The sequence below is a fragment of the Pseudomonas sp. GV071 genome (genome assembly GCF_003050835.1).
GTDB lineage: Bacteria > Pseudomonadota > Gammaproteobacteria > Pseudomonadales > Pseudomonadaceae > Aquipseudomonas.
The window spans coordinates 357,051-379,906 of record NZ_QAOJ01000003.1; the positions used below are offsets into that span (position 1 = coordinate 357,051).

Genomic DNA, 22,856 nt, shown 5'->3' on the forward strand with positions numbered 1-22,856 from the left:
CCTGGAAAAGGCAATCGCGGCTGAAGCCGCTCCTACGGGACAGTGAAAATTACTCAACCTTCTGCGGCGTCTCCTGCCCCATGCAGCGCACCGCTTTCTTGCGGTTGTCGACCAGCACGCCGGTCAAGCCTTTCTGCTCGGTATCAAACAGCACCACGATGCCATCTACGCACTGCGCCACTTGCGCCGCCGGTTCCAGGGAGACCTTGTAGTCTTCACCCGGTACGGTCTTGAGCATGGTGAAGTCGGACAGCAGCAAGGCGTCTTCAGGTTTGGCGATGTGCAGGTAGCCGTAGAACCACAGCGCGGCCACGGTGCCCATGATGGACAGCACGCCGGTGATGATCAGGGGTCTTGCGTCGCGTGGTTGGCTCATTGCGGGGTCTCGTCGGAAGTCGGGGTATTGGGCGCTTCAGCCAGGCGTCTTAGGCCGGTAAAACCCGTGGGGTCGCTCAGGAACATCAGCATCACCTGCCGCCACACCGGGTCGGCGAAGGTTTGCACATGGCCACCCCGGGTCGGCTGCAGCACCCTCGGCGGGCGCGCAGCTTGATACAAGCTCACGCCGTTGGAAAGGGGCACGACCGTATCGTCAATGCTCTGGTAGATCAACAGTGGCAGCTGCGGCAAATTGCCAATGCTGGTGATCGCGCTGTCGCCGTCCGGCACCAGCCACGACAGCGGTACCTGCAATGGCCAGGTCAGCCACGAGTTGCTCAGGGTCAGTTGGGCGACCTCGCGGTAACTCGCCGGTACGCCGTCGAGCACCATGGCGGTCAGGCGCTGGGCCTGGTCGGGGTGCTCGCTGAGGTAATGCACGGCCAGCGCGCCGCCGATGCTCTGCCCCAGCAGGTACAACGGCTGGCCCTGGGTTTGCGGCGCGGCCCGTAACCAGGCAAAGGCGGCGTCGATGTCCTGATACACGCCAGGCAAATCCGGCGAGCCTTCGGATTTGCCGTAGCCGCGGTAATCCAGCAGCAGCACCTGATAGCCCTGCTCTGGCAGCCAGTAACTGCCGCCCAGATGCGTGGCGACGTTGCCGCCATTGCCATGCAGGTGCAACACCGTGCCCTTGAGCGCCACCCCGGGTTTTACCGGCAACCACCAGGCATGCAAGCGTGTGCCGTCGGCGGCGCTGAGGGTGATGTCGCGAAACTCCAGCTTGGCCACGGCCGGAGTGAAGGGCACGTCCTTGAGGGGGAAGAACAACAGGTTGCTGCAGCCGCTCAGGCTCACCAGCATCAGGCCCAGCGCCAGCAGACGACGCATCAATCGCCCCCGGCGCGGGTTTCCTCGCGGGCCTTGTACGTCGCCTCATACACCCGCTCGGCCAGGCGCGAAAATGGCAGGCTCTGCAACCACACGGTACCGGTGCCCTTGAGCGTGGCGAGAACGATGCCCTCGCCGCCGAACAACATGCTTTTCAGGCTGCCGGACAGCTGGATGTCGTAGTCGATGCCCTCACTGAAAGCCACCAGGCAACCGGTGTCCACCCGCAGCGTCTGGTTCTGCAACTCCTTGCGCACCACGGTGCCGCCGGCATGCACAAACACCAGGCCATCGCCTTCGAGCTTTTGCAGGATAAAACCTTCGCCGCCAAAGAAGCCGGAGCCCAGGCGCTTGTTGAAGCACACGCCGATGCGGGTGCCGAGGGCGGCGCAGAGAAAGGCGTCTTTCTGGCAGATCAACGTGCCACCCACCAGCTCCAGCTCGATGGGCACCACGCTGCCGGGATAGGGCGCAGCGAAGGCGACTCGGGCCTGGGTTTTACCGTGGTTGGAAAAGTGGGTCATAAACAGCGACTCGCCGCCGATCATGCGTTTTCCCGCACTCCACAACTTGCCCATCACGCCGTTGGCCGAGCCGTCGCCCAGGTGCGCATCGAAGTGGATGCCCTCGGTCATGTAGTTCATCAGCCCGGCTTCGGCGATCACCGATTGCTCGGGGTCGAGGATGATTTCCACCGTCTGCGCCGAGGTACCGAGAATTTCATAAGCGAGTTTCTGGCTGGGCATACGGGCTCCATGGTGTGGTGTTCAGCTGACGACTATGGGTCCCGGCCTGCGCCGGGACGACGGAGTTTTTCCAATCTACACCGTCGTCCCAGCGCAGGCTGGGACCCAGAATATCGAAGCAAACGGTCATTCAGGGGCGCCACCGCGCCTACAGAATGTTCGCGTAATCAGCTTCGATGCGGTCCAGGCTCAGGTGGTTGAGGAAGTTGGAGAAACACATCCAGGCCGACAACGCGTTGAGGTCACGGAACTGCGGTGGCAGGTACTTGGGCGGCACCACCAGGCCTTCGTCCACCAGTTGGCGCAAGGTGCGCATGTCTTCCAGGGTGGCCTTGCCGCAGAACAGCAACGGAATAGCTTCGAGCTTGCCTTTGCGCACCGCCAGCTGGATGTAGTTGTAGATCAGGATAAAGCCCTTGAGGTAGGACAGATCCTTGGTGAACGGCAGGCCGTCCGGGGTCGAGCCACGGAAGCTGCGGCTGGCGTTGGCGTAGCTTTGCTCCATATCGAAGCCCTGCTCGCGAAAGAAGTTGAACACCTGCAAAAAGTCGGCGCCCTCTTCAGCCATGTGGATGGCACGGGTGCGGTTGGTCAGCTTGCGCAAGCGGCTGGGGTAGGAGGCGAAGGCGATCACTTCCATCAGGATGGCCAGGCCTTCCTGGGTCACGGTCGACGAAGGTGGGCCCTTGGCCAGGAAGGTGCAGATCGGCTGGTTCAGGCCGTTGAGGGTAGTGCCGACATGCACCAGGCCCTCGTGCACTTCCAGGGCGCGCACGTCGCGTTCGTTGAACATCGCATCGGCGCGGATCTTGATGTAGTCGGCGCCTGCCGCGGCGTCGGCCAGAATACCGTCGGACTCGAACACGCGGATGGTGCTCTGCTCTTCACCGAACACCGTGTTGAGGCGGCCTTGCAGCATCTGCACGGCGTCCTTGGCGGTCAGGGTTTTCGGTTCGTCCTTGAGGTCGCCACGGTCGTCGATCTTGTTCAGGTAATCGGAAAACATCAGGCCGAGGTCGGCCAGGGTCGGGTCGCCGGCGTGGAAGGCATCCGAGGCCGAGCCGTAGAGTTCTTGCGAGATCAGGCCGAAGTCCGGGGTACCGCGTGCTTCGAGCATGCGAATGACCATGCGGTATTCCTTGCACATGCGCCGCATGATCTGCCCGACCGGGTTGAATTGGCCGAGCTGGCGGGTGATGTCCCGTTCGATGTTCTGGAACTCCAGCTTCTTGGCCCCGGAGTCGAAGCCCAGCGGCCGGCCGGCGTAGTAATCGCGGCCCACCTGCGGCAGTTCCTTGCCCTTGGCCTTGAGGAAGGCCTTGCGCACGTTTTCGTCCCACTTGACGGCGTCCAGCACGCGGATCGGCGTTTGCGCCTCCACCAGGCGGTCGGACAAGGCACGGATCACCAGTTGGTAGTCGTCAAGTTGGGTCTGGCTGTTCATCGGTCCCTCGCCATTAAGATCAACAGCATCGCGGCTGAAGCCGCTCCTACAAGATTGTGCAGTCCGTAGGAGCGGCTTCAGCCGCGATACCTTTTAGCGTCAGTCGCCAGTGCGTTGATACCTGGCCACCTCGATAAATACATCGGAGTTGGCCTGATCGTCCAGATAGGCGAAGACTTTCTCCAACGGGCTGCTGATCAGCACGCCATCGCCTTCCGGGGTTTCCACCACCTCGCCCTGCAACCCGCCGACTTGTAGCTCCTGGCTGACCCGGTCAATGTCCAGATTGTAGAGCAGCAATTCGTTGTTCTTGGTCAGCTCGAAACCGCCAATGGCGAAGTTGGCGCCCAGGCGTTTCGGCAGGCCGGCCGACAGGTACCAGCGACTGCCGTGGTGGGCCACGGTGAAGCTGTATTCCTCGATGCTTTTGTCGTTGTCCGGGCTGTTGATATAGGTGCGGGCTTTATAGACGTTGGAGCCGGAACGGCTGATATCCAGGTACAGGGTGTCGCCAAACTCGTTCTTGCGCGTCCACTCGCCCAACAGCGGAATCGGCGCCGCCTCGTTGGCCGGGATGGGGTCCTTGAAGGTCACCAGGCAGCCGCTGAGCAACAGAAACGACGCTGCGATCAGCACCCGCCAAGCCTTCATCGATGTTTCCATTCGCTGCCCACTCCTCTTTGCTGAGAACAAAACGGCGCAACCTACGCTAGAAATGTGACAAGTGATGCGAACGAGGATTCCAGCCCGGCCTTTGATCTTCGCAGCCGTTACTCAAGATCTTCGGGGCTAAGGCCAGGCAAGGCGCCCCGCAGCTTTTAAGCGCAGCGTACTTGAGTACGTGAGCATTAAAAGCGAGGACGCAACGCCGCATGGCCGACGACCAGAAGAGCGCTCAACTACAGACCGAGGACCATATACATATAGCGCTTGAGAATGGCCAACATATCGGCGCCATCCAGGTTCGCCGCACCATCGATCAAACCTTGGTATTCCATGCGCTCCACAATACCGGTCAGCACCTTGGCGTCCTGCTCCGGTTGCTGCGAACCGAGCACTTCGAAGAAGTGCGTTGCGCCCTGTTGCAGAATCTGACGGTGCGCGCGCACCAAGTCGTGCAGGCGCGGGTTGAGTAACGCTTCCTGCTGGAAGGCACGCTCAGCGAGCAGATGCGCCGGGCGTTCCTGCACTTGCTGGCGCACATATTCCACGGCCATCGCGGCGATGTAGTCGGCCAACTCACGGCGCGATTCGGCGCTGCCGTTGAGCTTGTCCACGCGCGCGCGCAAGAGCCCTTCAGTGCCCTCCCAGAACGCCGCCATATCGGCGGCACTGCGCTCCACGAACAGGGCGAACGTGTCGGTGATCAGGTCGTTTATGTCTTTGAAATAGTAGGTGGTGGCCGACAAGGGCACGTCCGCCTCGGCAGCTACAGCGCGGTGGCGCACGGCACGCACGCCTTCACGAACGATGATGCGCATGGCGGCATCAAGAATGGCCTGGCGGCGCTGTTCGCTGCCATGGCGGCTGGCCTTGCGGCCTTGGTACTGAACGCTTTCGGCAACGGCGCTGGCGACGTCGGCGGTGCTGTCTCGGGAAGGTTGGGTCACGACTGGGCTTACCTCACGCGCTATCTATTAAAAGCAGACCATCACTCTTTTGGAGCCGGTGGCCTTGGAGCCTGGTTAGGCAGAATAGATCCCTCTCCCACAGAAAGCTTGCTAGCAGGCGCCGCTCCAGCTCGTGTGCAAGCGTAGCGAGCGAAGGCCAGGCCGAGCGCAGTAGCTTGCACGCGGCCTGGCACCGTCTTACGCCTGAGGGCGCATGTGCGGGAATAGGATCACGTCGCGAATAGACGGCGCATCCGTCAACAACATCACTAAACGGTCGATACCAATGCCTTCACCAGCGGTGGGCGGCATGCCGTATTCCAGCGCGCGGACGAAATCGGCGTCGTAGTGCATGGCTTCGTCGTCACCGGCGTCCTTCTCGGCCACCTGGGCCTGGAAGCGTTCAGCCTGGTCTTCCGCGTCGTTCAACTCGGAATAGGCGTTGGCGATTTCACGGCCACCGATAAACAGCTCGAAGCGGTCGGTCACGCTTGGGTCCTGGTCGTTACGACGGGCCAGCGGCGAGACTTCGAACGGGTACTGGGTAATGAAGTGCGGTTGCTCCAGTTTGTGCTCGACCAGCTCTTCGAAAATCATCACCTGCAGCTTGCCCAGGCCTTCGAAGCCCAGCACCTTGGCGCCGGCTTTTTTGGCGATGTCGCGAGCCTTATCGATATCGGTAAGGTCGGCAGCGGTCAGCTCGGGGTTGTACTTCAGAATCGAGTCGAACACCGACAGGCGCGCGAACGGCTCGCCGAAGTGGAACACCTTGCCCTGGTATGGCACGTCGGTGGTGCCGAGCACCAGTTGGGCCAGCTCGCGGAACAGTTCCTCGGTGAGGTCCATGTTGTCTTCGTAGTCGGCGTAGGCCTGGTAGAACTCGAGCATGGTGAACTCGGGGTTGTGCCGGGTCGAAACGCCTTCGTTACGGAAGTTGCGGTTGATCTCGAACACGCGCTCGAAGCCGCCCACCACCAAACGCTTGAGGTACAGCTCCGGCGCGATGCGCAGGAACATGCCCATGTCCAACGCATTGTGGTGCGTCTCGAACGGCTTGGCCGCGGCGCCGCCTGGAATGGTCTGCAGCATCGGCGTTTCCACTTCGAGGAAATCGCGTTTCATCAGGAAGCTGCGGATGTGCGCGATCACTTGCGAGCGCACGCGGAAGGTCTGGCGAGTTTCTTCGTTGACGATCAGGTCGACGTAGCGCTGACGGTAGCGGGTTTCGGTGTCGGTCAGGCCGTGGTGCTTGTCCGGCAGCGGGCGCAGCGACTTGGTCAGCAGGCGCACGTCGGTCATTTCCACGTACAGGTCGCCCTTGCCGGAACGGGCCAGGGTGCCTTCAGCGGCGATGATGTCGCCCAGGTCCCAGGTTTTCACCTCGGCGAGTTTTTCTTCCGACAAGGTTTTGCGGTTCACGTACACCTGAATGCGCCCGCTCATGTCCTGAATCACCATGAACGCGCCACGGTTGAGCATGATGCGACCGGCAACCTTGACCGGAATGGCAGCGGCTTCCAGCTCTTCCTTGGTCTTGTCCACGTACTGCTTCTGCAGATCAGCGCAGTAGTTGTCGCGGCGGAAGTCGTTGGGGAAGGCCTGACCCTTGGCACGCGCTGCGGCAAGCTTTTCCTTGCGCAGGGCGATCAGGGAATTCTCTTCCTGTTGCAGCGCTTGCAGGTCGGGCTGCTGGTCGGTGGTGTTGTGGTCGCTCATGTCTTTACGGTTTCCATTGCAGGTTCGTTGCCCACGCCCCGGGGCGGGGGACTTCTTTCTAGGCTGAAAAATTACAGGCCTTGCTTGAGGCTGGCGATCAGGTACTCGTCGATATCGCCATCCAGCACCTTGTCGCAGTCACTGCGTTCGATGCTGGTGCGCAGGTCCTTGATGCGCGAGGCATCGAGTACGTACGAGCGAATCTGGTGACCCCAGCCGATGTCCGACTTGGTCTCTTCCAGCGCTTGCGACGCCGCGTTGCGCTTCTGCACTTCCTGCTCATACAGGCGGGCGCGGAGCATTTTCATCGCGGTGTCTTTGTTGGCGTGTTGCGAGCGTTCGTTCTGGCAACTGACCACGGTGTTGGTCGGTACGTGGGTGATACGTACGGCCGAGTCGGTGGTGTTTACGTGCTGACCACCGGCACCGGAGGAGCGGTAGGTGTCGATACGCAGGTCCGCCGGGTTGATCTCGATTTCGATGTTGTCATCGATTTCCGGCGACACGAATACCGCCGAGAACGAGGTGTGACGACGGTTGCCGGAGTCGAACGGGCTTTTACGCACCAGGCGGTGCACGCCGATCTCGGTACGCAGCCAGCCAAAGGCGTACTCGCCCTTGATGTGCACGGTGGCGCCTTTGATGCCCGCCACTTCACCGGCCGACAGCTCCATGATGGTGGCGTCGAAGCCGCGCTTGTCAGCCCAGCGCAGGTACATGCGCAGCAGGATGTTGGCCCAGTCCTGGGCTTCGGTGCCGCCGGAACCGGCCTGGATATCCAGGTAGGCGTTGTTGGGGTCCATCTCGCCACTGAACATGCGGCGGAATTCGAGTTTTTCCAGGGCTTCGCGCAGGCGCTCGACTTCGGCGGAGACATCGTCAACCGCGCCTTGGTCTTCTTCTTCGGCAGCCATTTGCAGCAGATCGCGGGCATCGCTCAGGCCCGAGCTCATTTCGTCGAGGGTTTCGACGATAAGCGCCAGGGCGGCGCGCTCGCGGCCCAGGTTCTGGGCGTATTCGGGGTTGTTCCACACGGCCGGGTCTTCCAGCTCGCGGTTGACTTCAGTCAGACGATCACTCTTGTGATCGTAGTCAAAGATACCCCCGAATGGTCTCGGAACGTTCGGAGAGGTCCTTGATGCTGTTAAGGATCGGGTTGATTTCCATGGTGGGCAGCACTCGCAGGCTTGAACTTTCGAAAAGCCGGCGAGTATACCCCAGTCGCTGCAAGGGTTGCAGCCGGTAATCGGGGGGAATGGTGTTTGCTGCGGCCCTCTCCCCAGCCCTCTCCCGCAAGCGGGAGAGGGAGCCGACCGAGTGAGGTCCAGAGGTATGGCGGAGAATAAATTCCCCTCTCCCGCTTGCGGGAGATGGGTTAGGGGTGAGGGGCCGTTGCTTTACAGCGCCTGGCGCACCTGGCTCTCCAATTCCACCTTCAGCGCCGGCTCCAGTTTGAGCTGCTTGGCCAACTCATCCAGGTAGGCGCGCTCCATAAAGTGTTCTTCATCCACCATCAGCACGCTGGCCACGTACATTTCGGCGGCCATTTCCGGGGTGCTGGCGGCGCGGGCGACGTCGGCGGGGTCGAGCGGTTTGTTCAGCTCCAGGTCGAGCCAGCGGTTCAGTTCGGCGTCATTGCTCAGTTTGACGAACTCGCCTTCGATCAACTGTCGCTCGCGGGCATCGACATGGCCGTCGGCCTTGGCGGCAGCCACCAGAGCCTTGAGGATGGCCTGGCTGTGCAGCTCGGCCTGGGCCGGCGGCAAGCGGTCGAGGGTTTGCGGTTCCGGGGTATTGGCCGCACCGGCGGCCTGGTTGGCCTGCCAGTTGCCGTAGGCCTTGTAAGCGATCACGCCCAACGCGGCAAGGCCGCCATAGGTCAGGGCTTTACCGCCCAGCTTGCGTGCACTCTTGTTGCCCAGCAGCAGGCCCATGGCCCCGGCGGCCAGGGCGCCACCACCGGCACCGCTGAGCAGGCTGCCGAGGTTGGCGCTATCCAGCAGGCCGCCAGACTTGCCGCTCTGGCCCGGCTTGGCAACGCCGCCGGCCTTGTTCTGCAGCAGATCCTGGCCGGACTTCAGCAACTGATCGAGTAAGCCACGGGTGTTCATACAGCCTCCAATCGTCAAATAAACCGACCGGCAGACTAGAACCAAACCGGGCAAAAGCCCTGCACAAGAGTGTTTGCGGATGTTGCTCTGGAAACCTGCGGGATCGAGGCGAACCGGCTACAGCATCCCCACCTGATTACGCCCGGCATTCTTGGCCTGGTACAACGCCCGGTCCGCGCTCTGGATCAGTAACCGATGTTCTTCCCCCTGCTGCGGCAACATGGTCGCCAAACCAATACTGACGGTCAGCACCGAGCCCTCTTGCGGCGAGGTATGGGGAATATTCAGGCTCTCCACGGCGCGGCGGATCTTCTCGGCCACCAAGCGTGCACCGCCGGACGACGTGCTCGGCAGCACCATCGCGAATTCCTCACCACCGTAACGCGCCGGCAGGTCCGAGGGGCGGCTGCAGCCGGCGCGGATGGCCTCGGCTACATAGTGCAGCGCCTCGTCACCCTTGAGGTGGCCGAAGCCATCGTTGTAGGCCTTGAAGTAGTCGACGTCGATCATCAGCAACGACAGCTGGCTCTGCTCGCGCATGGCGCGGCGCCATTCCATTTCCAGGTATTCATCGAAGTGGCGGCGGTTGGACAGCCCGGTCAGGCCGTCGGAATTCATCAGCCGTTGCAGCACCAGGTTGGTTTCCATCAACTGCTGCTGGCTTTCACGCAGCGCGCGGTGGGCTTCGTCGCGTTGCAGCTGCATCTGGAACGAGCGCGAGTGGTAACGAATGCGCGCGATCAGCTCAATGGGTTCGGGCAGCTTGACCAGATAGTCGTTGGCGCCGGCACCGAACGAGGAGCTTTTGACCATGCCGTCGTCCTTGGTCGACAGCACGATGATCGGGATATCCGCCGTCACCGGATTGGCGCGGTAGGCACGCACCAGCGACAGGCCGTCCACCCCCGGCATCACCAGATCCTGAATGATCACCGTCGGTTTTATCTGAATGGCCTGCGCCACCGCCTGGTGGGGGTCCGAGCAGAAGTGGAAGCCAATGTTCGGCTCGTTCACCAGGGCGCGGCGAATGGCTTCGCCAATCATCGCCTGGTCATCCACCAACAACACCATCACGGCGTTTTCGTCGTTAATCACTGCGCCACTACCCCGATCACAAATGGTTGTTCCATTGCCAAACCTACGACCATCGCCGGCACAACGTTGGCGCAATCGCCTCCAGCGCACAAATCTCCACCGCGGCGTCGATGGCGGCGGCCGCTTTGGGCATACCGTACACCGCCGAGCTCTGCTGATCCTGGGCGATGGTGTGAAACCCCCGCTCGCGCAGCAATTTCAGGCCATTGGCGCCGTCGCGGCCCATGCCGGTGAGCAGTACGCCCATGGCCTCACCTTGCCAATACTGCGCGACGCTTTGGAAAAACACATCTATCGAAGGTCGGTAAATATGCTCGCTGGGCTCCACCGTGTAGCGCAGGCTGCCATCCTCGACCAGGCGCAAGTGGTGGTTGGTGCCCGCCAGCAGCACCGTGCCCACCTGCGGTTGTTCCCCCTCCACGGCCAGGCGCACCGGCATGTTCGAGGCGCTGCACAACCATTCGGCCATGCCGGCGGCAAACACCTGATCGACATGCTGCACCAGCACCACGGCGGCGGGAAAATCGGCCGGCAGACCGCGTAGCAGAATTTCCAGCGCCGCCGGCCCACCGGCCGAGGCGCCAATCGCCAGCAACGCCTGGCGTTGCCGCCCTGGCGCCGCGTCCTGGGCACTGGCAGCCGGTTTTTTCTCGCGCTGACCGAGCAACCAGCCAATATTCTGAATCTTGCGCAACAGCGGTGCGGCGGCTTCACGCGGGTCGCCGACGCCAAGCGTCGGGGTGTCGACCACATCCATAGCGCCATGGCCCATGGCCTCGAACACGCGGTTGACGCTCTGCTGCGAGTTGACCGTTACCACCACAATCGCGCACGGGGTCTTGGCCATGATCTGCCGGGTGGCTTCGACGCCATCCATCACCGGCATGATCAAATCCATCAGCACCACATCCGGTTTGTGCTCGGCGCACTTGGCCACCGCCTCGGCGCCGTTCACCGCCACCCAGATCACTTCATGCGCCGGCTCCAGCGCCAGCGCCCGGCGTAACGCCTCGACCGCCAGGGGCATGTCGTTGACGATCCCGATCTTCACCTACGGCTCTCCAATCAGATCGACGACCGCATCCAGCAGCGCTTCGTCATGGAAACTGGCCTTGGCCAGATAATAGTCGGCGCCGGCATCCAGGCCCCGGCGGCGATCTTCTTCACGGTCTTTGTACGACACCACCATCACCGGCAACGACTGCAAGCGGTTGTCGCGGCGAATCAGGGTGACCAGCTCGATGCCGTCCATGCGCGGCATGTCGATATCGCTCACCAGTAAATCGAAATGCTCGGAGCGCAACGCGTTCCAGCCGTCCATGCCATCCACCGCCACGGCCACGTCGTAGCCGCGTTGCAGCAGCAACTTGCGTTCCAGCTCGCGCACGGTCAGCGAGTCGTCGACCACCAGAATCCGTTTGCGCGCCACCGCGCCGGCCTGGCGACCACGGTCGATGCGCTCCAGGCGACCGGTGCTGAGCAGTTTTTCCACCGAGCGCAGCATGTCTTCCACATCCAGGATCAGCACCGGGGTGCCGTCATCCAGCAGCGCGCCGGCGGAGATGTCCTGCACCTTGCCCAAGCGCGCATCGATGGGCAGAACCACCAGGGTGCGCTCGCCAATAAACCGTTCCACCGCCACGCCATACACCGCGTCGCGCTCGCGAATCACCACCACGCGAATATCCCCGGCCGAGGCCTCACCCTCCGGCCGTTGCAACAACTGGTGCGCGGCCACCAGGCCAACGTGCCGGCCCTCGTGCCAGAAGTGCTGGCGACCTTCGAGTTGCACGATGTCCTCGGGCGCCAGTTCGAGCATGCGTTCGATCTGCGCCAACGGAAACGCGTAGGCTTCGCCGCCGATCGTCACCACCAGGCTGCGCACCACCGACAGGGTCAGCGGCACTTCCAGGTGGAAGGTGGCGCCCTGTCCCGGCACCTGGCGCAACTCGATGGCGCCGCGCAACTGGCGGACCATGTGCTGCACCACGTCCAGCCCAACGCCGCGGCCAGATACTTCGGTGACCGTGTCGCGCATGCTGAAGCCCGGCAGAAAGAGGAAGCTCAGCAGCTCTTCCTCGCTCATCTGCGCAATGGTTTCCGGGGTCGACAACTGGCGCTGGGCAATCGCCGCACTGAGACGCTGCAAATCGATACCGGCGCCGTCGTCACTCAATTCCAGCACCAGCAAACCGGCCTGATGGCGGGCCTTGATGCTAATGACCCCTTCCGCCGGTTTACCCGCCCGCGTCCGCGCCTCGGCGCTTTCGATACCGTGGTCGACAGCGTTGCGCAGCAGGTGCACCAACGGCGCTTCGAGTTTTTCCAACACCTCGCGGTCGACCTGGGTTTTCTTCCCCTCCACGTCCAGACGCACCTGCTTGCCGAGGTCGCGGGCCAGGTCGCGGATCATCCGCTCCTGGCCACGCAGCACATCGTTGAACGGCCGCAGGCGGCAGGCCAGGGCGGTGTCGTAAAGCAATTGCGCACGCTGTTCCGACTGCCAGCTGAATTCATCGAGGTCACTGGCCTGCTGGGTCAGCAGTTGCTGGCATTCATCCACCAGGCGCCTGGCATCGGCCAGCAGTTCCAGGGTTTGCGGGTCGGTGTTGGCCTCGTTGAGGGCATCGTGCACGCCGTTGAGGGTGCGACTGGCGCCCGTCTGCAGGCGTTTCATCCGTTGCATGGAGGTGAGGAAGGGTTTTAGCCGTTGCGACTCCACCAGCGATTTACTCGACAGGTCGAGCAGGCGGTTCAAGCGCTCGGCGGTCACCCGCAGCACTCGCTCGCCACCGGCATCCGCCACCGGTGCCTCTTCGGCGACCACGGCCGGCGGCGTCGGCTCAGGCGTAACCGGCAACGGCTGTGTGGTCAGCTCCGGCTCCGGCGCTGCCAGGCGACTTTCCTGCATGGCCATCAGGCCACCACGGCTCATGATGTCCATGGCCTCGACAAAGGCAGCGACGTCGCCAGGGGTCACGCCGGAATCCGGCTTGGCCACCCGCAACAGCAGGTCGGTACCTTTGAGCAACGCGTCGATATGTTCCGGGGTCAGACGCAATTGGCCGTTCTGCGCACTGACCAGACAATCTTCCATGACATGGGCGATGCCCACTCCGGCGTCGATGCCGACAATGCGCGCCGCACCCTTGAGCGAATGCGCCGCACGCATGCAGGCTTCCAGTTGATCGGCTTGCGTGGGGTTGCGTTCCAGCGCCAGCAGGCCGGCATTCAACACCTGGGCCTGGGCTTCGGCTTCCAGCTGGAACAGCTCCAGCATCGAGGCATCGCGCATCTGATCCGGGGTCATGTCAGGCTCCGCATCACAGCGTGCAACAGCAGGTCTTCATCGAGCAGACGCACGCTGCGCTGCTGCCACAACAACACGCCGCGGGTGAACTTGCCGCCCGCCGCGCTTTGCCCGGACTGGCTGGCGCTGGCCTCCAGTACCTGTTGTTCATCAAAGGCATGAATGCCCAGCACCTCGTCCACCGGCGCCAGCACATTGCCGCCCTGGGCGGCGAGAATCAGCAGGCGCGGCACCACTCGCCCGCTGCGTGTGGCGGTGCCGGCATCCAGGCCCAACAGTTCGCTCAGCGACACACAGGGCACCAGCGCGCCACGCACATTGGCCACACCGAGCAAGGCCCGCGAGCGTTGGTGCGGCAGCGAATGAATCGGCGCCAGGGGCGACACTTCCACCAGCGTGCGGGTGGCCAGGGCCAGCCATTCATCACCGAGGCGAAACACGATCAGCGACTGGGTGGCCTGCTGCTGGGTGTCCTTGGTCTGGTCGTACAGCGCCACGTGTTCCTGGCTCAGGCTGTAGCGGTCGAGCAGGCGTGTGGCAGCGGCGGCATACACCTCGCAGTTACGGCAATGCACATGCTCGATCAGCTTCGCGCAGCTCTTGTCGCCGCGAATGCCGATACGGTTCCAGCAGTCGTCCACATCACGGTCGCCGCCGTGCAGGCTCAGGCTCACTTCATTCATCGCGGTTACTCATAACGCCCGACTCCACGCTGCGCTCGCGCTTGCAAACGCTGGGCGCCAGCCTGGTCGCCCTGGGCTGCCAACAGCGCCGCCAGCTGCGCCAGCGCGGCCGGGTGCTGGGGTTGCAGGTACAGGGCCTTGCGGTAAAAACCTTGGGCGCCACTGGCGTCGTGTTCCACTTCGCAGAGCAGCCCCAACCAATAAAATACTTCGGCACTCGGGCCATGGCTGACGAGAAACGCCTCGCTGCGTTGCCGCGCTTCGGCGCTGTGGCCCTGGTTGGCCAGGCTGGCGATAAGCGCCAGTTGCTCGGCGCTGTCATCCGCCACCACCGGGGCTTTTTTCACCACGGGCTTGGCCACCGGGCGAGGAACCGGCACCGGCGGCAACGGCCGACGCACAACCGGCGGAGTCACCACCGGCGTCGCCTCGGCGAGGGCCTGACGGCGGAAGGCAAACGACAACGGGATAGCCAGCGACTGCATGCCCACCCGGGTAAACAGGCTGGCCTCAGCCGGGCCGATAAACAGCACGCCGTCATCGCGGGTCAGGCGCTTGAGCACCTGCAAGGTTTGCTCTTGAGTGGCCACGTCGAAATAGATCAGCAGGTTGCGGCAGAACACAACGTCATAGGCCTGTTCCCCCGCCAACAACCCGGGTTCGAGCAGGTTGCCGGCCTGGAAGCGCACCTGCTGGCGCACCCGCTCATTGATCAGGTAGCCATTGCCCTCGGCGGTGAAATAGCGGTTACGAAAACTCAAGGTTTCGCCACGAAACGAATTGCGCCCGTAGCGGCCTGCGCTGGCGCGCTCGATGGACAGCGGGCTGATATCCAGCGCATCAACCTTGAAAGCCTCTGCCGCCAGGTTGGCATCCAGCAAGCACATGGCAATCGAATAGGGTTCTTCACCGGTCGAGCACGGCAGGCTGAGCACTCGCAGCGGGCGGCTGCCGGCCAACTCGGCGATGCGCCGCGAGGCCAGGCGCGCCAGGGTGGCGAAGGACTCCGGGTAACGGAAAAACCAGGTCTCGGGCACGATCACCGCTTCAATCAGCGCTTGCAGCTCGGCCTCGGAATTCTGCAGATCCTGCCAGTAGACCTCGACATCACGCCCCGGCACCGCCGCCATGCAACGGCGCACCGCCCGATCGATTACCGAGGCGCCAACGGTGATGGCGTCCAGGCCGATCCTGTCTTTAAGCAGCTGCTCGAAGCGCGGGTCGATGCTCATGGCGCCAACCCTTCAGCGGGAAACAGCAGCGCTTGCACCGCCGCAGGCAGCAATTGCTCGATCTGAATGCGCTGCACCAGGCCATGGGCGGTTTCCAGCACCGGGCCGAGGTAGGGCGAGTCCGGGTTGCTCAGGCCGAGATCACGAAAGTCATCGGGGTTGCAACGCAGGGTGTCGCTGGCCTGTTCCAGCACCAGCCCCAACGGCAGCGTGCGGCCATCGGCGGTCTGGTAATGGACCAGCACCGTGCGCGTGCTGGTACGGGCCAGCGCCGGGGTGCCAAGACTGAGCTGGCTGAGGTCGAGCACCGGCACCAGGTGGCCGCGAAAGGCAAACACCCCGGCCACCCAAACGGGCGCACCGGCAATGGTTTTCACCGGCACCCGGGGCAGCACCGCCACCACGTCGCGTGCGGCCAGGGCGTAGCGTTCCACGCCGAGGGAAAACAACAGGTACAGCGGCGCCTTGTGCCCATGCGCCGGCTGCAAAGGGCTGGCCATGGTCGGCCTCAGACCTTGAAGCTCGACACGCCGCTACGCAGGCTGCCGGCCACCTGATTCAACTCTTCAATGGCGAAGCTGGCCTGACGCAGCGACTCCACGGTCTGCCCGGTGGCCTCGCCCAACTGGGTCAGCGCCTGGGTGATCTGCTCGGCACCAGTGGCCTGCGCCTGCATGCCCTCGTTGAGCACCACCACGCGCGGCGCCAGCGCCTGCACCTGGTCGATGGTTTGCGAGAGCTGCTCGCCGACCTCCTGCACCTCGCTCATGCCGCGACGCACCTGCTCGGAAAACTTGTCCATGCCCATTACCCCGGCCGACACCGCCGACTGGATTTCGCGCACCATCTGCTCGATGTCGTAGGTGGCCACGGCGGTCTGGTCGGCCAGGCGCCGTACCTCGGTGGCGACCACCGAGAAACCACGGCCGTACTCGCCGGCTTTTTCCGCTTCGATGGCGGCGTTCAGCGACAGCAGGTTGGTCTGGTCGGCCACTTTGACGATGGTGGTCACCACCTGATTAATGTTGCTGGCCTTCTCGTTGAGAATGCCCAGCTTGGCGTTCACCAGCTCGGCGGCGCCCATCACCTGGCGCATGGTGTCTTCCATGCGCAGCAAACCCACCTGCCCGGCACCGGCCAGGGCCGACGCTTGTTCGGCGGAGTAACTGACCTCGCCCATGGTGCGCACCAGGTCGCGCGAGGTGGCGGCAATTTCCCGCGAGGTGGCGCCGATCTGCGTGGTGGTGGCGGCGGTTTCGGTGGCCGTGGCTTGCTGCTGTTTGGAGGTGGCGGCGATTTCCGTTACCGAGGTGGTCACCTGCACCGCCGAGCGTTGCGACTGCGACACCAGCGCGGTGAGGTCATCAACCATGGCATTGAAGCCACTCTGCACCGCGCCGAACTCGTCGCGGCGCACGTCATTAAAACGGGTGGTGAGGTTGCCGGTGCGCATCACCGTAAGAATCTGCGCCAGGTTGTTCAGCGGGCCCATGATCGCGCGCATCAGAATAAAACCGCTGATCATCGCCACTGCAATCACCAACAACAGCGACAGCACCATGCTCACCTTGGCCCCGGCGGCCTGGCTGGTGATGTTGGTGGTGGCCACGTCGGCACGGTCTTTATTGAACTGCACCATGGCCAACAACTGCTCGCGGCCTTTGTTCCAGACCGGGCGCAATTGCTCGTTGAGAATTTTGCGCGCTACCAGCGGCTGGCCTTGCTGGAACTGGCCGAGCACTTCGGCGAGCAATTTGTTGAAGGCCTCGCGCTGCACCAGAAAGGCGTCGAGGTGGGCTTTGTCTTCCGCGTCGAAAATCGACTTCTGGTACTCCGCCACCCGCGCCATCAGCTTTTCATCATTGCTGTTGAACTCGGCCAGCACGGCCGGAGCAATCACCTGCTCATCGGAGAGCCCCACCACCTGCTGGGCGAGGATAAAACTGTCGACCCAGGAGCTACGGATATAGGAGCTGAAATACACCCCGGGCATGGCGTCGTTAGCCACCTGCCGGGCGCCGGCATCAATGGCCACCAAGCGTGAATACGCCACTGCCACCATCAGAATGACGATGGCAATGATCACCGCAAAACTCGCCAGAATGCGCTGGCGCAGGGTCCAGTTCTTCACACTTCACTCCCCACTGAGAACGGTGCTAGCGCACGGCTCGAGCTGGCGGCACCAGGTGGCGCGCCAATGCCAGCGACTGTAAGACGCGCCCTACACAGGCGCAAGTTTTCAAGCGTAGCAGGAGGTAAGTGAATCAACGACTTAACAGCGTTATTTCGGGCTGGGAGTAGGCTGGATTGAGCCAACGACGGTGCTCGGTTGGGGCGATTGGGCTAAGCCGCCTTCGCCGTTTTTACCACCGCCGCCAGTACCGTTATGCGTTTTGACTGAAGTTTATCGAGGCTGCCCTCTGCCCACCCGACAAACAACCTGACAAGCCTCAAGCCGACAATCCCATAGGCAAAAGCCCGAAGGGCCATTCCTCCCCGCCTTGCCGCCCGGGCGCTCCCGCCCGCACAGCCCGCACCTGTAAGGCTTCCCCTACACAACGCCGCACTGCATCCCTACGCACTACCAAGAATCAGATGACAGCAACCTCCACCCTGCATTGCCGATGCTGGCCGCTTCAATATTTCCTACAGGCCATCGTGATGAAAAGCCTTTCCTTTCCCCGTTCCCCCTTGAGCCAGGCGCTCGCGCCTTGGCGCTTGCTTTTCACCACGGTCCTTTCAACATTGGCCCTGCTAGCCGCTCAGCCGGCAGCGGCGGTGATGTTGGATTTTGAGATCTTTTCGGGGGTGGATGCTCCGCGCTCACGTGCTATTAGTGGCGACGGCAAAGTAGTGGCGGGAGTAGTACCAGGTTCGTCTGGCTATCAACTTTTTACCTGGAGTAAAGACGGGGGCTACCGCCAAGTTGGATCAATGGCAACAGTCAACGCGGTGAGCTATGACGGGAAAACTATTGTCGGTCAAAGTGATAACCGTCACGCCTATATCTGGTCAGTGGATGACGGCTTCACCGACGTGGGTACGTTGGGTGGAGCTGTAAGCGGAGCCAGCGGGGTCAGCGACAACGGCAACGCGGTTGTTGGTTACGCGTACAACTCCGCCAACGAAGTTCGCGCTTTTCTCTGGACAAAAGCCGGCAACATGCAAGACCTCGGCACTCTGCCAGGGGATGCCGGTGCCTGGGCTAACGGAATAAGCGGCGACGGCCAAGTTGTAGTGGGGGCCACCTACAAAGTAGGGCCCAGCTACGCAGCTGACTATAAAGCCGTTCGCTGGGACGTTGCTTCGGGCACCATCACTGACCTTGGTTCGCTGGGTGGAACGATAAGCCAAGCCTACGCCGCCAATCGGGATGGCTCGGTGATTGTGGGCTCCAGCCAGCTAATCGACGGGCAAACACATGCCTTTCGATGGACGGAAGCGGGCGGAATGCAAGACCTCGATAAAACGCCGGGCAACTCCAGCGTTGCGAACGACGTCAACGCCGACGGATCTGTGGTGGTGGGCCAGAGCGGCGACACTGCCTTCCGCTGGACCGAACCTACCGGCATGACCAGCTTGGGTGTGCTCTCCGGCCAAAGCTACAGCATCGCTACCAACGTCTCCGACGACGGCAACACCGTAGTCGGCGACAGCGGTGGTCGCGCCTTTATCTGGAACGCCGCCTTCGGCACCCCTGCCGGCGTAATACAAGACCTCGACCACCTGCAAACCTCCCTGATCCAAAGCGCCGACACGGTCAACCAATTGGTCAGCAACCAAACCCGCCGTCTGCGCGATCTCACTCAGCAGCAATGCCAACCCGGCATCAACCAAACCTATTGCCTGGGCGGCGGCAGACAGAGTTACGCTGGCGGCGCTGATAACAGCGATTACCAGAATGACCTGCAACTCAGCGGCGGCCTGCGTTTCAATGAGCAATTCACCGCCGGCGCCACACTGAGCATTGGCGCTAGCACGTTGAAGGACCAGGACGCTGAGCAGAACAAAGCGTTTGGTCTGGGTTTGTGGAGCGCCTACCAGCAAAATTCGGACAACACCGGTTGGGGTGGCAGCGCCAGTGTTGCGCTGGGCAAAAGCGATAACACATTTGAACGTGGCGTTGGCCTGACCGATGTGCAGCGCGCCCGCGCCAACCTGAAAATGAGCAGCACCGCCGTGCGCGTTGCCGCCCACTACGGTGTGCAGGTCGGCACCTCGCTGGTGACGCCAGAAGTGTCCCTGAGCCATGCCCGCACCGGGCAAGACGGTTTCACTGAGCGCAATGTGGCGTTCCCGCTGACCGTCGACAGCTCAAAAAGCAGCCAAACCTACGCCACTGTTGGCGTGCGCAGCGCTACACCGATTAACGCCAAAGGCACCCTGCATTTGAGCCTGGCGGTGGATACGTTGCTACACGACCAGACTCCGGCGATTGAAGGGCACTCGAACGTGCCAGGCCTGAGCCGGTTCAAGCTCGATGGCCGCGCGGATAAACGCCGCGTGGTCCCGATGGGGGCGCTGGGGTATAGCCATGCGCTGGATGAGAACTCCACGCTGGGGGTTGGGTTGCAGTTGTCGGGGGGTAGTTTTAAAGGCGACAGGTCGGTGATTGGGGTGGGGGTGAAATATAGCTATGCGTTTTGATGGTTGAAGATTGAGTAAGTAAGCCCGTCCGTGTGACGGGCTTTTTTTTGGGTTGGGCAAAAAGGTAAGGGGCCCCTCTCCCCAGCCCTCTCCCGCAGGCGGGAGAGGGGGCGGACCGCGTTGGTGTGGCGATCGGTGATCGGTTCCCCTCTCCCGCTCGCGGGAGAGGGGCTAGGGGAGAGGGTTGAGGCAAACGCCGATTCCAGCCATTGGAAATTCGTTTGCAGGGATCGCGGCTGAAGCCGCTCCTACGGGGTTCACGGGTCCGTAGGAGCGACTTCAGCCGCGATGTTTTTCCTGCAGTCCATTCGACATAAACGATACCAACCCTATCCAATCCATAATTCTCATGGCATTTTCTCTGCACCACGCCCGCACAGAGCCGCCAACCGCCATGATGACCCTCCGCCAAATCCGCCATTTCATTGCGGTGGCTGAAACCGGTTCGATCTCTGCCGCCGCCCAGGCGGTGTTTATTTCCCAGTCCACGCTCACCCTGGCTATCCAGCAGCTGGAGCAGGAAATCGGCGTCAACCTGTTCAACCGGCACGCCAAGGGTATGTCGCTAACCCACCAGGGCCACCAGTTCCTACGCCAGGCGCATTTGATTTTAGCGACGGTGGATAACGCCAAACGCAGCCTGCAACAGAGCACCGACCAGGTTGCCGGCCAGCTCACCATCGGGGTAACCGGGTTGGTGGCCGGTTATTACCTGGCGGATCTGATCACCCGCTTCCAACGGGCCTACCCCAACGTGGAAATCCGCGTGATGGAGGACGAGCGCCCGTATATCGAGCATTTGCTGGTGAGCGGCGAGATCGATGTGGGCGTGCTCATCCTGTCCAACCTGGAAGACCGCCACGCCCTGCAAACCGAGGTACTCACCCATTCGCCGTTGCGCCTGTGGCTGCCGCCGCAGCACCCGTTGCTGGAGCACGACAGCATCAGCCTGGCGGATATCGTCAACGAGCCAATGATTCAGCTGAATGTGGATGAGATGGGCCTGAACGCTCAACGCATCTGGTCGCGCGCCGGCTTGCAGCCCAACGTCACGTTGCGCACCGGCTCGACCGAAGCGGTGCGAAGCCTGGTGGCGGCGGGCTTGGGGCTGTCTATTCAGCCGGATATGACGTATCGCCCATGGTCCCTGGAGGGCGACATCATCGAAGCCCGCGCAGTGGTGGATTTAACCCAAACCCTGGACGTCGGCCTGGCCTGGCGGCGAGGCACGGCGCGGCCTGCGCTGGTCGACCCGTTCCTGACGGTGGCCCGCGAACAGCTCAACACCCGCCGGCCATCTATTTAATCGAACGCAGCCTTCAGTATTAAGAATTTGTCGCCTGCAAGACCCGCCACTAGTCTCTGTTGCCATTCGTATCAAGGCATTTCATATGCCGGTAGAAAAACAACAGTGAGCGAACCCGATGGCCGGAGCTGCAACCACAACGCCCTTTTTCAGCGAACTGTTGATTGATGGTCAACTCGTCGCCGGCGAAGGCTTTGTAGAGCCGATTCTCAACCCCGCCACGGGCGAAACGCTTATCCGCATTGCCGAAGCCTCTACCGATCAGGTGGAAGCCGCTATCTCTGCCGCCCACCGCGCCTTTGCCGACTGGTCGCGCACCACCCCGCAACAACGCTCCCGTGTGCTGCTAAGCATTGCCGACGCCATTGAGCAACGCGCCGATCAGTTGGCGCGCCTGGAAGCCCTGAACTGCGGCAAGCCGGAACACCTGGCCCGGCAGGACGATCTGAACGCGGCGGTGGATGTATTCCGTTTCTTCGCCGGTGCCGTGCGCTGCCAGACCGGCCAGCTCGCTGGCGAATACCTGCCCGGCTATACCAGCATGGTGCGGCGCGATCCCATTGGCGTCGTGGCATCAATTGCACCGTGGAATTACCCGCTGATGATGGCCGCGTGGAAAATCGCCCCCGCCCTCGCCGCTGGCAACACGTTGGTGTTCAAACCTTCCGAACACACGCCGCTGTCGATTCTGGCCCTGGCGCCGGTGCTGGCCGAGCTGCTGCCGCCAGGGGTAATCAACCTGATTGGCGGCGGTGGCGAAAGCGTCGGCAGCCATCTAGTCAGCCACCCCAAAGTGCGTATGGTGTCGCTGACCGGCGATATCGTCACTGGCCAGAAAATCCTCCAGGCCGCCGCCAAAACCCTGAAACGCACCCACTTGGAATTGGGCGGCAAAGCGCCGGTAATCGTCTGCAACGACGCCGACCTCAAGGCCGTAGTCGACGGTGTGCGCACCTACGGCTACTACAACGCCGGCCAGGACTGCACCGCCGCCTGCCGCATCTACGCCCAGGCTGGCATCCACGATCGCCTCGTCGCCGAACTCGGTGAAGCCGTCAGCAGCCTGCGTTTTGCCCGCAAGCGCGACACCGACAACGAGATTGGCCCGCTGATCAGCGCCCGCCAGCGCGACCGGGTCGCCAGCTTTGTCGAACGCGCACTCGGCCAACCGCATATCGAACGCATCACCGGCGCCGCCGTGCATTCCGGCCCCGGTTTCTACTACCAGCCCACCCTGCTGGCCGGCTGCAAGCAGACCGACGAAATCGTTCAGCGCGAAGTGTTTGGCCCCGTGGTCACCGTGACCCGCTTTGACGAACTCAGCCAGGCCGTGGACTGGGCCAACGACTCCGAATACGGCCTGGCCTCTTCCATCTGGACGCAAAACCTCGACAAAGCCATGCAGGTGGCGGCCCGTTTGCAATACGGCTGCACCTGGATAAACAGCCATTTCTTGCTGGTGAGCGAGATGCCCCACGGCGGTCTCAAGCGCTCCGGTTACGGCAAGGATCTGTCCAGCGACTCGCTGGAGGACTACAGCGTGGTGCGCCACATCATGGCCCGCCATGGTCAGCTCACGGATTGAGCGGTTTTTAGTTTTTTATAAGAAAAATCGAGCGTAGCGAGCGAAGGTCAGGCAAGGCGGCGGGGTTGGAAAAAAACGCAGTTGGCTACTGCCAATGAGCAT

General features: G+C 62.4%; 19 protein-coding genes. 3 read left to right on the forward strand and 16 right to left on the reverse strand.

Annotated elements, in window-relative coordinates:
- Window positions 1-49: 49 nt before the first annotated feature.
- From C8K61_RS08210 to C8K61_RS08285, 16 genes are all read right to left on the reverse strand, one after another.
- Window positions 50-376 carry a hypothetical protein gene (locus C8K61_RS08210; RefSeq protein ID WP_108095737.1) on the reverse strand — a complete coding sequence of 109 codons (327 nt, stop codon included), beginning with the start codon at window positions 374-376 and terminating at the stop codon, window positions 50-52.
- Complete coding sequence (locus tag C8K61_RS08215) at window positions 373-1,269, reverse strand: alpha/beta hydrolase (protein WP_256589385.1); 897 nt, start codon at window positions 1,267-1,269, stop codon at window positions 373-375. The genes C8K61_RS08210 and C8K61_RS08215 overlap by 4 nt, the downstream gene beginning before the upstream one ends.
- On the reverse strand, window positions 1,269-2,015 hold the full coding sequence (locus C8K61_RS08220; protein ID WP_108095738.1) for a TIGR00266 family protein: 747 nt from the start codon (window positions 2,013-2,015) through the stop codon (window positions 1,269-1,271). The genes C8K61_RS08215 and C8K61_RS08220 overlap by 1 nt, the downstream gene beginning before the upstream one ends.
- A gap of 148 nt (window positions 2,016-2,163) precedes the next feature.
- Window positions 2,164-3,459 (reverse strand): flavohemoglobin expression-modulating QEGLA motif protein, encoded by a 1,296-nt coding sequence (locus C8K61_RS08225; protein WP_108095739.1) that lies wholly within the window; start codon window positions 3,457-3,459, stop codon window positions 2,164-2,166.
- Between the two features lie 99 nt (window positions 3,460-3,558).
- Window positions 3,559-4,110 (reverse strand): hypothetical protein, encoded by a 552-nt coding sequence (locus tag C8K61_RS08230; RefSeq protein ID WP_108095740.1) that lies wholly within the window; start codon window positions 4,108-4,110, stop codon window positions 3,559-3,561.
- Window positions 4,111-4,358: 248 nt separating this feature from the next.
- Window positions 4,359-5,069 carry a TetR/AcrR family transcriptional regulator gene (locus C8K61_RS08235; RefSeq protein ID WP_108095741.1) on the reverse strand — a complete coding sequence of 237 codons (711 nt, stop codon included), beginning with the start codon at window positions 5,067-5,069 and terminating at the stop codon, window positions 4,359-4,361.
- Window positions 5,070-5,267: 198 nt separating this feature from the next.
- On the reverse strand, window positions 5,268-6,785 hold the full coding sequence (lysS, locus tag C8K61_RS08240; RefSeq protein ID WP_108095742.1) for a lysine--tRNA ligase: 1,518 nt from the start codon (window positions 6,783-6,785) through the stop codon (window positions 5,268-5,270).
- A 71-nt stretch (window positions 6,786-6,856) separates the two neighbouring features.
- A protein-coding gene (gene prfB, locus C8K61_RS08245; protein WP_108095743.1) for a peptide chain release factor 2 occupies window positions 6,857-7,952 on the reverse strand; the annotation gives its coding sequence in 2 pieces (ribosomal slippage) (window positions 6,857-7,879 and window positions 7,881-7,952; 1,095 coding nt in all).
- 230 nt (window positions 7,953-8,182) lie between these two features.
- Window positions 8,183-8,896, reverse strand: coding sequence for a tellurite resistance TerB family protein (locus tag C8K61_RS08250; protein ID WP_108095744.1), 714 nt, complete (start codon window positions 8,894-8,896; stop codon window positions 8,183-8,185).
- A gap of 117 nt (window positions 8,897-9,013) precedes the next feature.
- Window positions 9,014-9,967 carry a PleD family two-component system response regulator gene (locus C8K61_RS08255; protein ID WP_108095839.1) on the reverse strand — a complete coding sequence of 318 codons (954 nt, stop codon included), beginning with the start codon at window positions 9,965-9,967 and terminating at the stop codon, window positions 9,014-9,016.
- Between the two features lie 67 nt (window positions 9,968-10,034).
- On the reverse strand, window positions 10,035-11,042 hold the full coding sequence (locus C8K61_RS08260; protein WP_108095745.1) for a chemotaxis response regulator protein-glutamate methylesterase: 1,008 nt from the start codon (window positions 11,040-11,042) through the stop codon (window positions 10,035-10,037).
- A complete protein-coding gene (locus C8K61_RS08265; RefSeq protein WP_108095746.1) occupies window positions 11,043-13,301 on the reverse strand; it encodes a hybrid sensor histidine kinase/response regulator in 2,259 nt (752 codons plus the stop codon). It lies immediately after the preceding gene.
- Window positions 13,298-13,984 carry a chemotaxis protein CheW gene (locus C8K61_RS08270; protein WP_108095747.1) on the reverse strand — a complete coding sequence of 229 codons (687 nt, stop codon included), beginning with the start codon at window positions 13,982-13,984 and terminating at the stop codon, window positions 13,298-13,300. The genes C8K61_RS08265 and C8K61_RS08270 overlap by 4 nt, the downstream gene beginning before the upstream one ends.
- Window positions 13,985-13,989: 5 nt before the next feature.
- The gene (locus tag C8K61_RS08275) at window positions 13,990-15,216 is read right to left on the reverse strand and encodes a protein-glutamate O-methyltransferase CheR (RefSeq protein ID WP_108095748.1); all 1,227 of its coding nucleotides are present in this window, start codon (window positions 15,214-15,216) and stop codon (window positions 13,990-13,992) included.
- The gene (locus C8K61_RS08280; protein WP_108095749.1) at window positions 15,213-15,716 is read right to left on the reverse strand and encodes a chemotaxis protein CheW; all 504 of its coding nucleotides are present in this window, start codon (window positions 15,714-15,716) and stop codon (window positions 15,213-15,215) included. The genes C8K61_RS08275 and C8K61_RS08280 overlap by 4 nt, the downstream gene beginning before the upstream one ends.
- Before the next feature lie 8 nt (window positions 15,717-15,724).
- Window positions 15,725-17,347: a methyl-accepting chemotaxis protein gene (locus tag C8K61_RS08285; protein WP_108095750.1), complete on the reverse strand. Its 1,623-nt coding sequence runs from the start codon at window positions 17,345-17,347 to the stop codon at window positions 15,725-15,727.
- A gap of 803 nt (window positions 17,348-18,150) precedes the next feature.
- Here C8K61_RS08285 and C8K61_RS08290 point away from each other — a divergent pair.
- From C8K61_RS08290 to C8K61_RS08300, 3 genes are all read left to right on the forward strand, one after another.
- Window positions 18,151-19,863, forward strand: a complete 1,713-nt coding sequence (locus C8K61_RS08290) for an autotransporter domain-containing protein (protein ID WP_158272503.1) — start codon at window positions 18,151-18,153, stop codon at window positions 19,861-19,863.
- 394 nt (window positions 19,864-20,257) lie between these two features.
- The gene (locus C8K61_RS08295; RefSeq protein ID WP_108095752.1) at window positions 20,258-21,169 is read left to right on the forward strand and encodes a LysR family transcriptional regulator; all 912 of its coding nucleotides are present in this window, start codon (window positions 20,258-20,260) and stop codon (window positions 21,167-21,169) included.
- 118 nt (window positions 21,170-21,287) lie between these two features.
- Window positions 21,288-22,754, forward strand: a complete 1,467-nt coding sequence (locus C8K61_RS08300; protein ID WP_108095753.1) for a gamma-aminobutyraldehyde dehydrogenase — start codon at window positions 21,288-21,290, stop codon at window positions 22,752-22,754.
- The last annotated feature ends 102 nt before the right edge of the window (window positions 22,755-22,856 follow it).

Excerpts from the sequence above, each read along its gene's own strand:
- C8K61_RS08250 (WP_108095744.1), bottom strand. The coding sequence starts at position 8,896 with ATGAACACCCGTGGCTTACTCGATCAGTTGCTGAAGTCCGGCCAGGAT.
- C8K61_RS08290 (WP_158272503.1), top strand. The coding sequence starts at position 18,151 with ATGGCAACAGTCAACGCGGTGAGCTATGACGGGAAAACTATTGTCGGT.
- C8K61_RS08255 (WP_108095839.1), bottom strand. The coding sequence starts at position 9,967 with ATGGTGTTGTTGGTGGATGACCAGGCGATGATTGGCGAAGCCATTCGC.
- C8K61_RS08300 (WP_108095753.1), top strand. The coding sequence starts at position 21,288 with ATGGCCGGAGCTGCAACCACAACGCCCTTTTTCAGCGAACTGTTGATT.
- C8K61_RS08275 (WP_108095748.1), bottom strand. The coding sequence starts at position 15,216 with ATGAGCATCGACCCGCGCTTCGAGCAGCTGCTTAAAGACAGGATCGGC.
- C8K61_RS08215 (WP_256589385.1), bottom strand. The coding sequence starts at position 1,269 with ATGCGTCGTCTGCTGGCGCTGGGCCTGATGCTGGTGAGCCTGAGCGGC.
- C8K61_RS08280 (WP_108095749.1), bottom strand. The coding sequence starts at position 15,716 with ATGGCCAGCCCTTTGCAGCCGGCGCATGGGCACAAGGCGCCGCTGTAC.
- C8K61_RS08265 (WP_108095746.1), bottom strand. The coding sequence starts at position 13,301 with ATGACCCCGGATCAGATGCGCGATGCCTCGATGCTGGAGCTGTTCCAG.
- C8K61_RS08270 (WP_108095747.1), bottom strand. The coding sequence starts at position 13,984 with ATGAATGAAGTGAGCCTGAGCCTGCACGGCGGCGACCGTGATGTGGAC.
- C8K61_RS08210 (WP_108095737.1), bottom strand. The coding sequence starts at position 376 with ATGAGCCAACCACGCGACGCAAGACCCCTGATCATCACCGGCGTGCTG.
- C8K61_RS08295 (WP_108095752.1), top strand. The coding sequence starts at position 20,258 with ATGATGACCCTCCGCCAAATCCGCCATTTCATTGCGGTGGCTGAAACC.
- C8K61_RS08225 (WP_108095739.1), bottom strand. The coding sequence starts at position 3,459 with ATGAACAGCCAGACCCAACTTGACGACTACCAACTGGTGATCCGTGCC.
- lysS (WP_108095742.1), bottom strand. The coding sequence starts at position 6,785 with ATGAGCGACCACAACACCACCGACCAGCAGCCCGACCTGCAAGCGCTG.
- C8K61_RS08220 (WP_108095738.1), bottom strand. The coding sequence starts at position 2,015 with ATGCCCAGCCAGAAACTCGCTTATGAAATTCTCGGTACCTCGGCGCAG.
- C8K61_RS08230 (WP_108095740.1), bottom strand. The coding sequence starts at position 4,110 with ATGAAGGCTTGGCGGGTGCTGATCGCAGCGTCGTTTCTGTTGCTCAGC.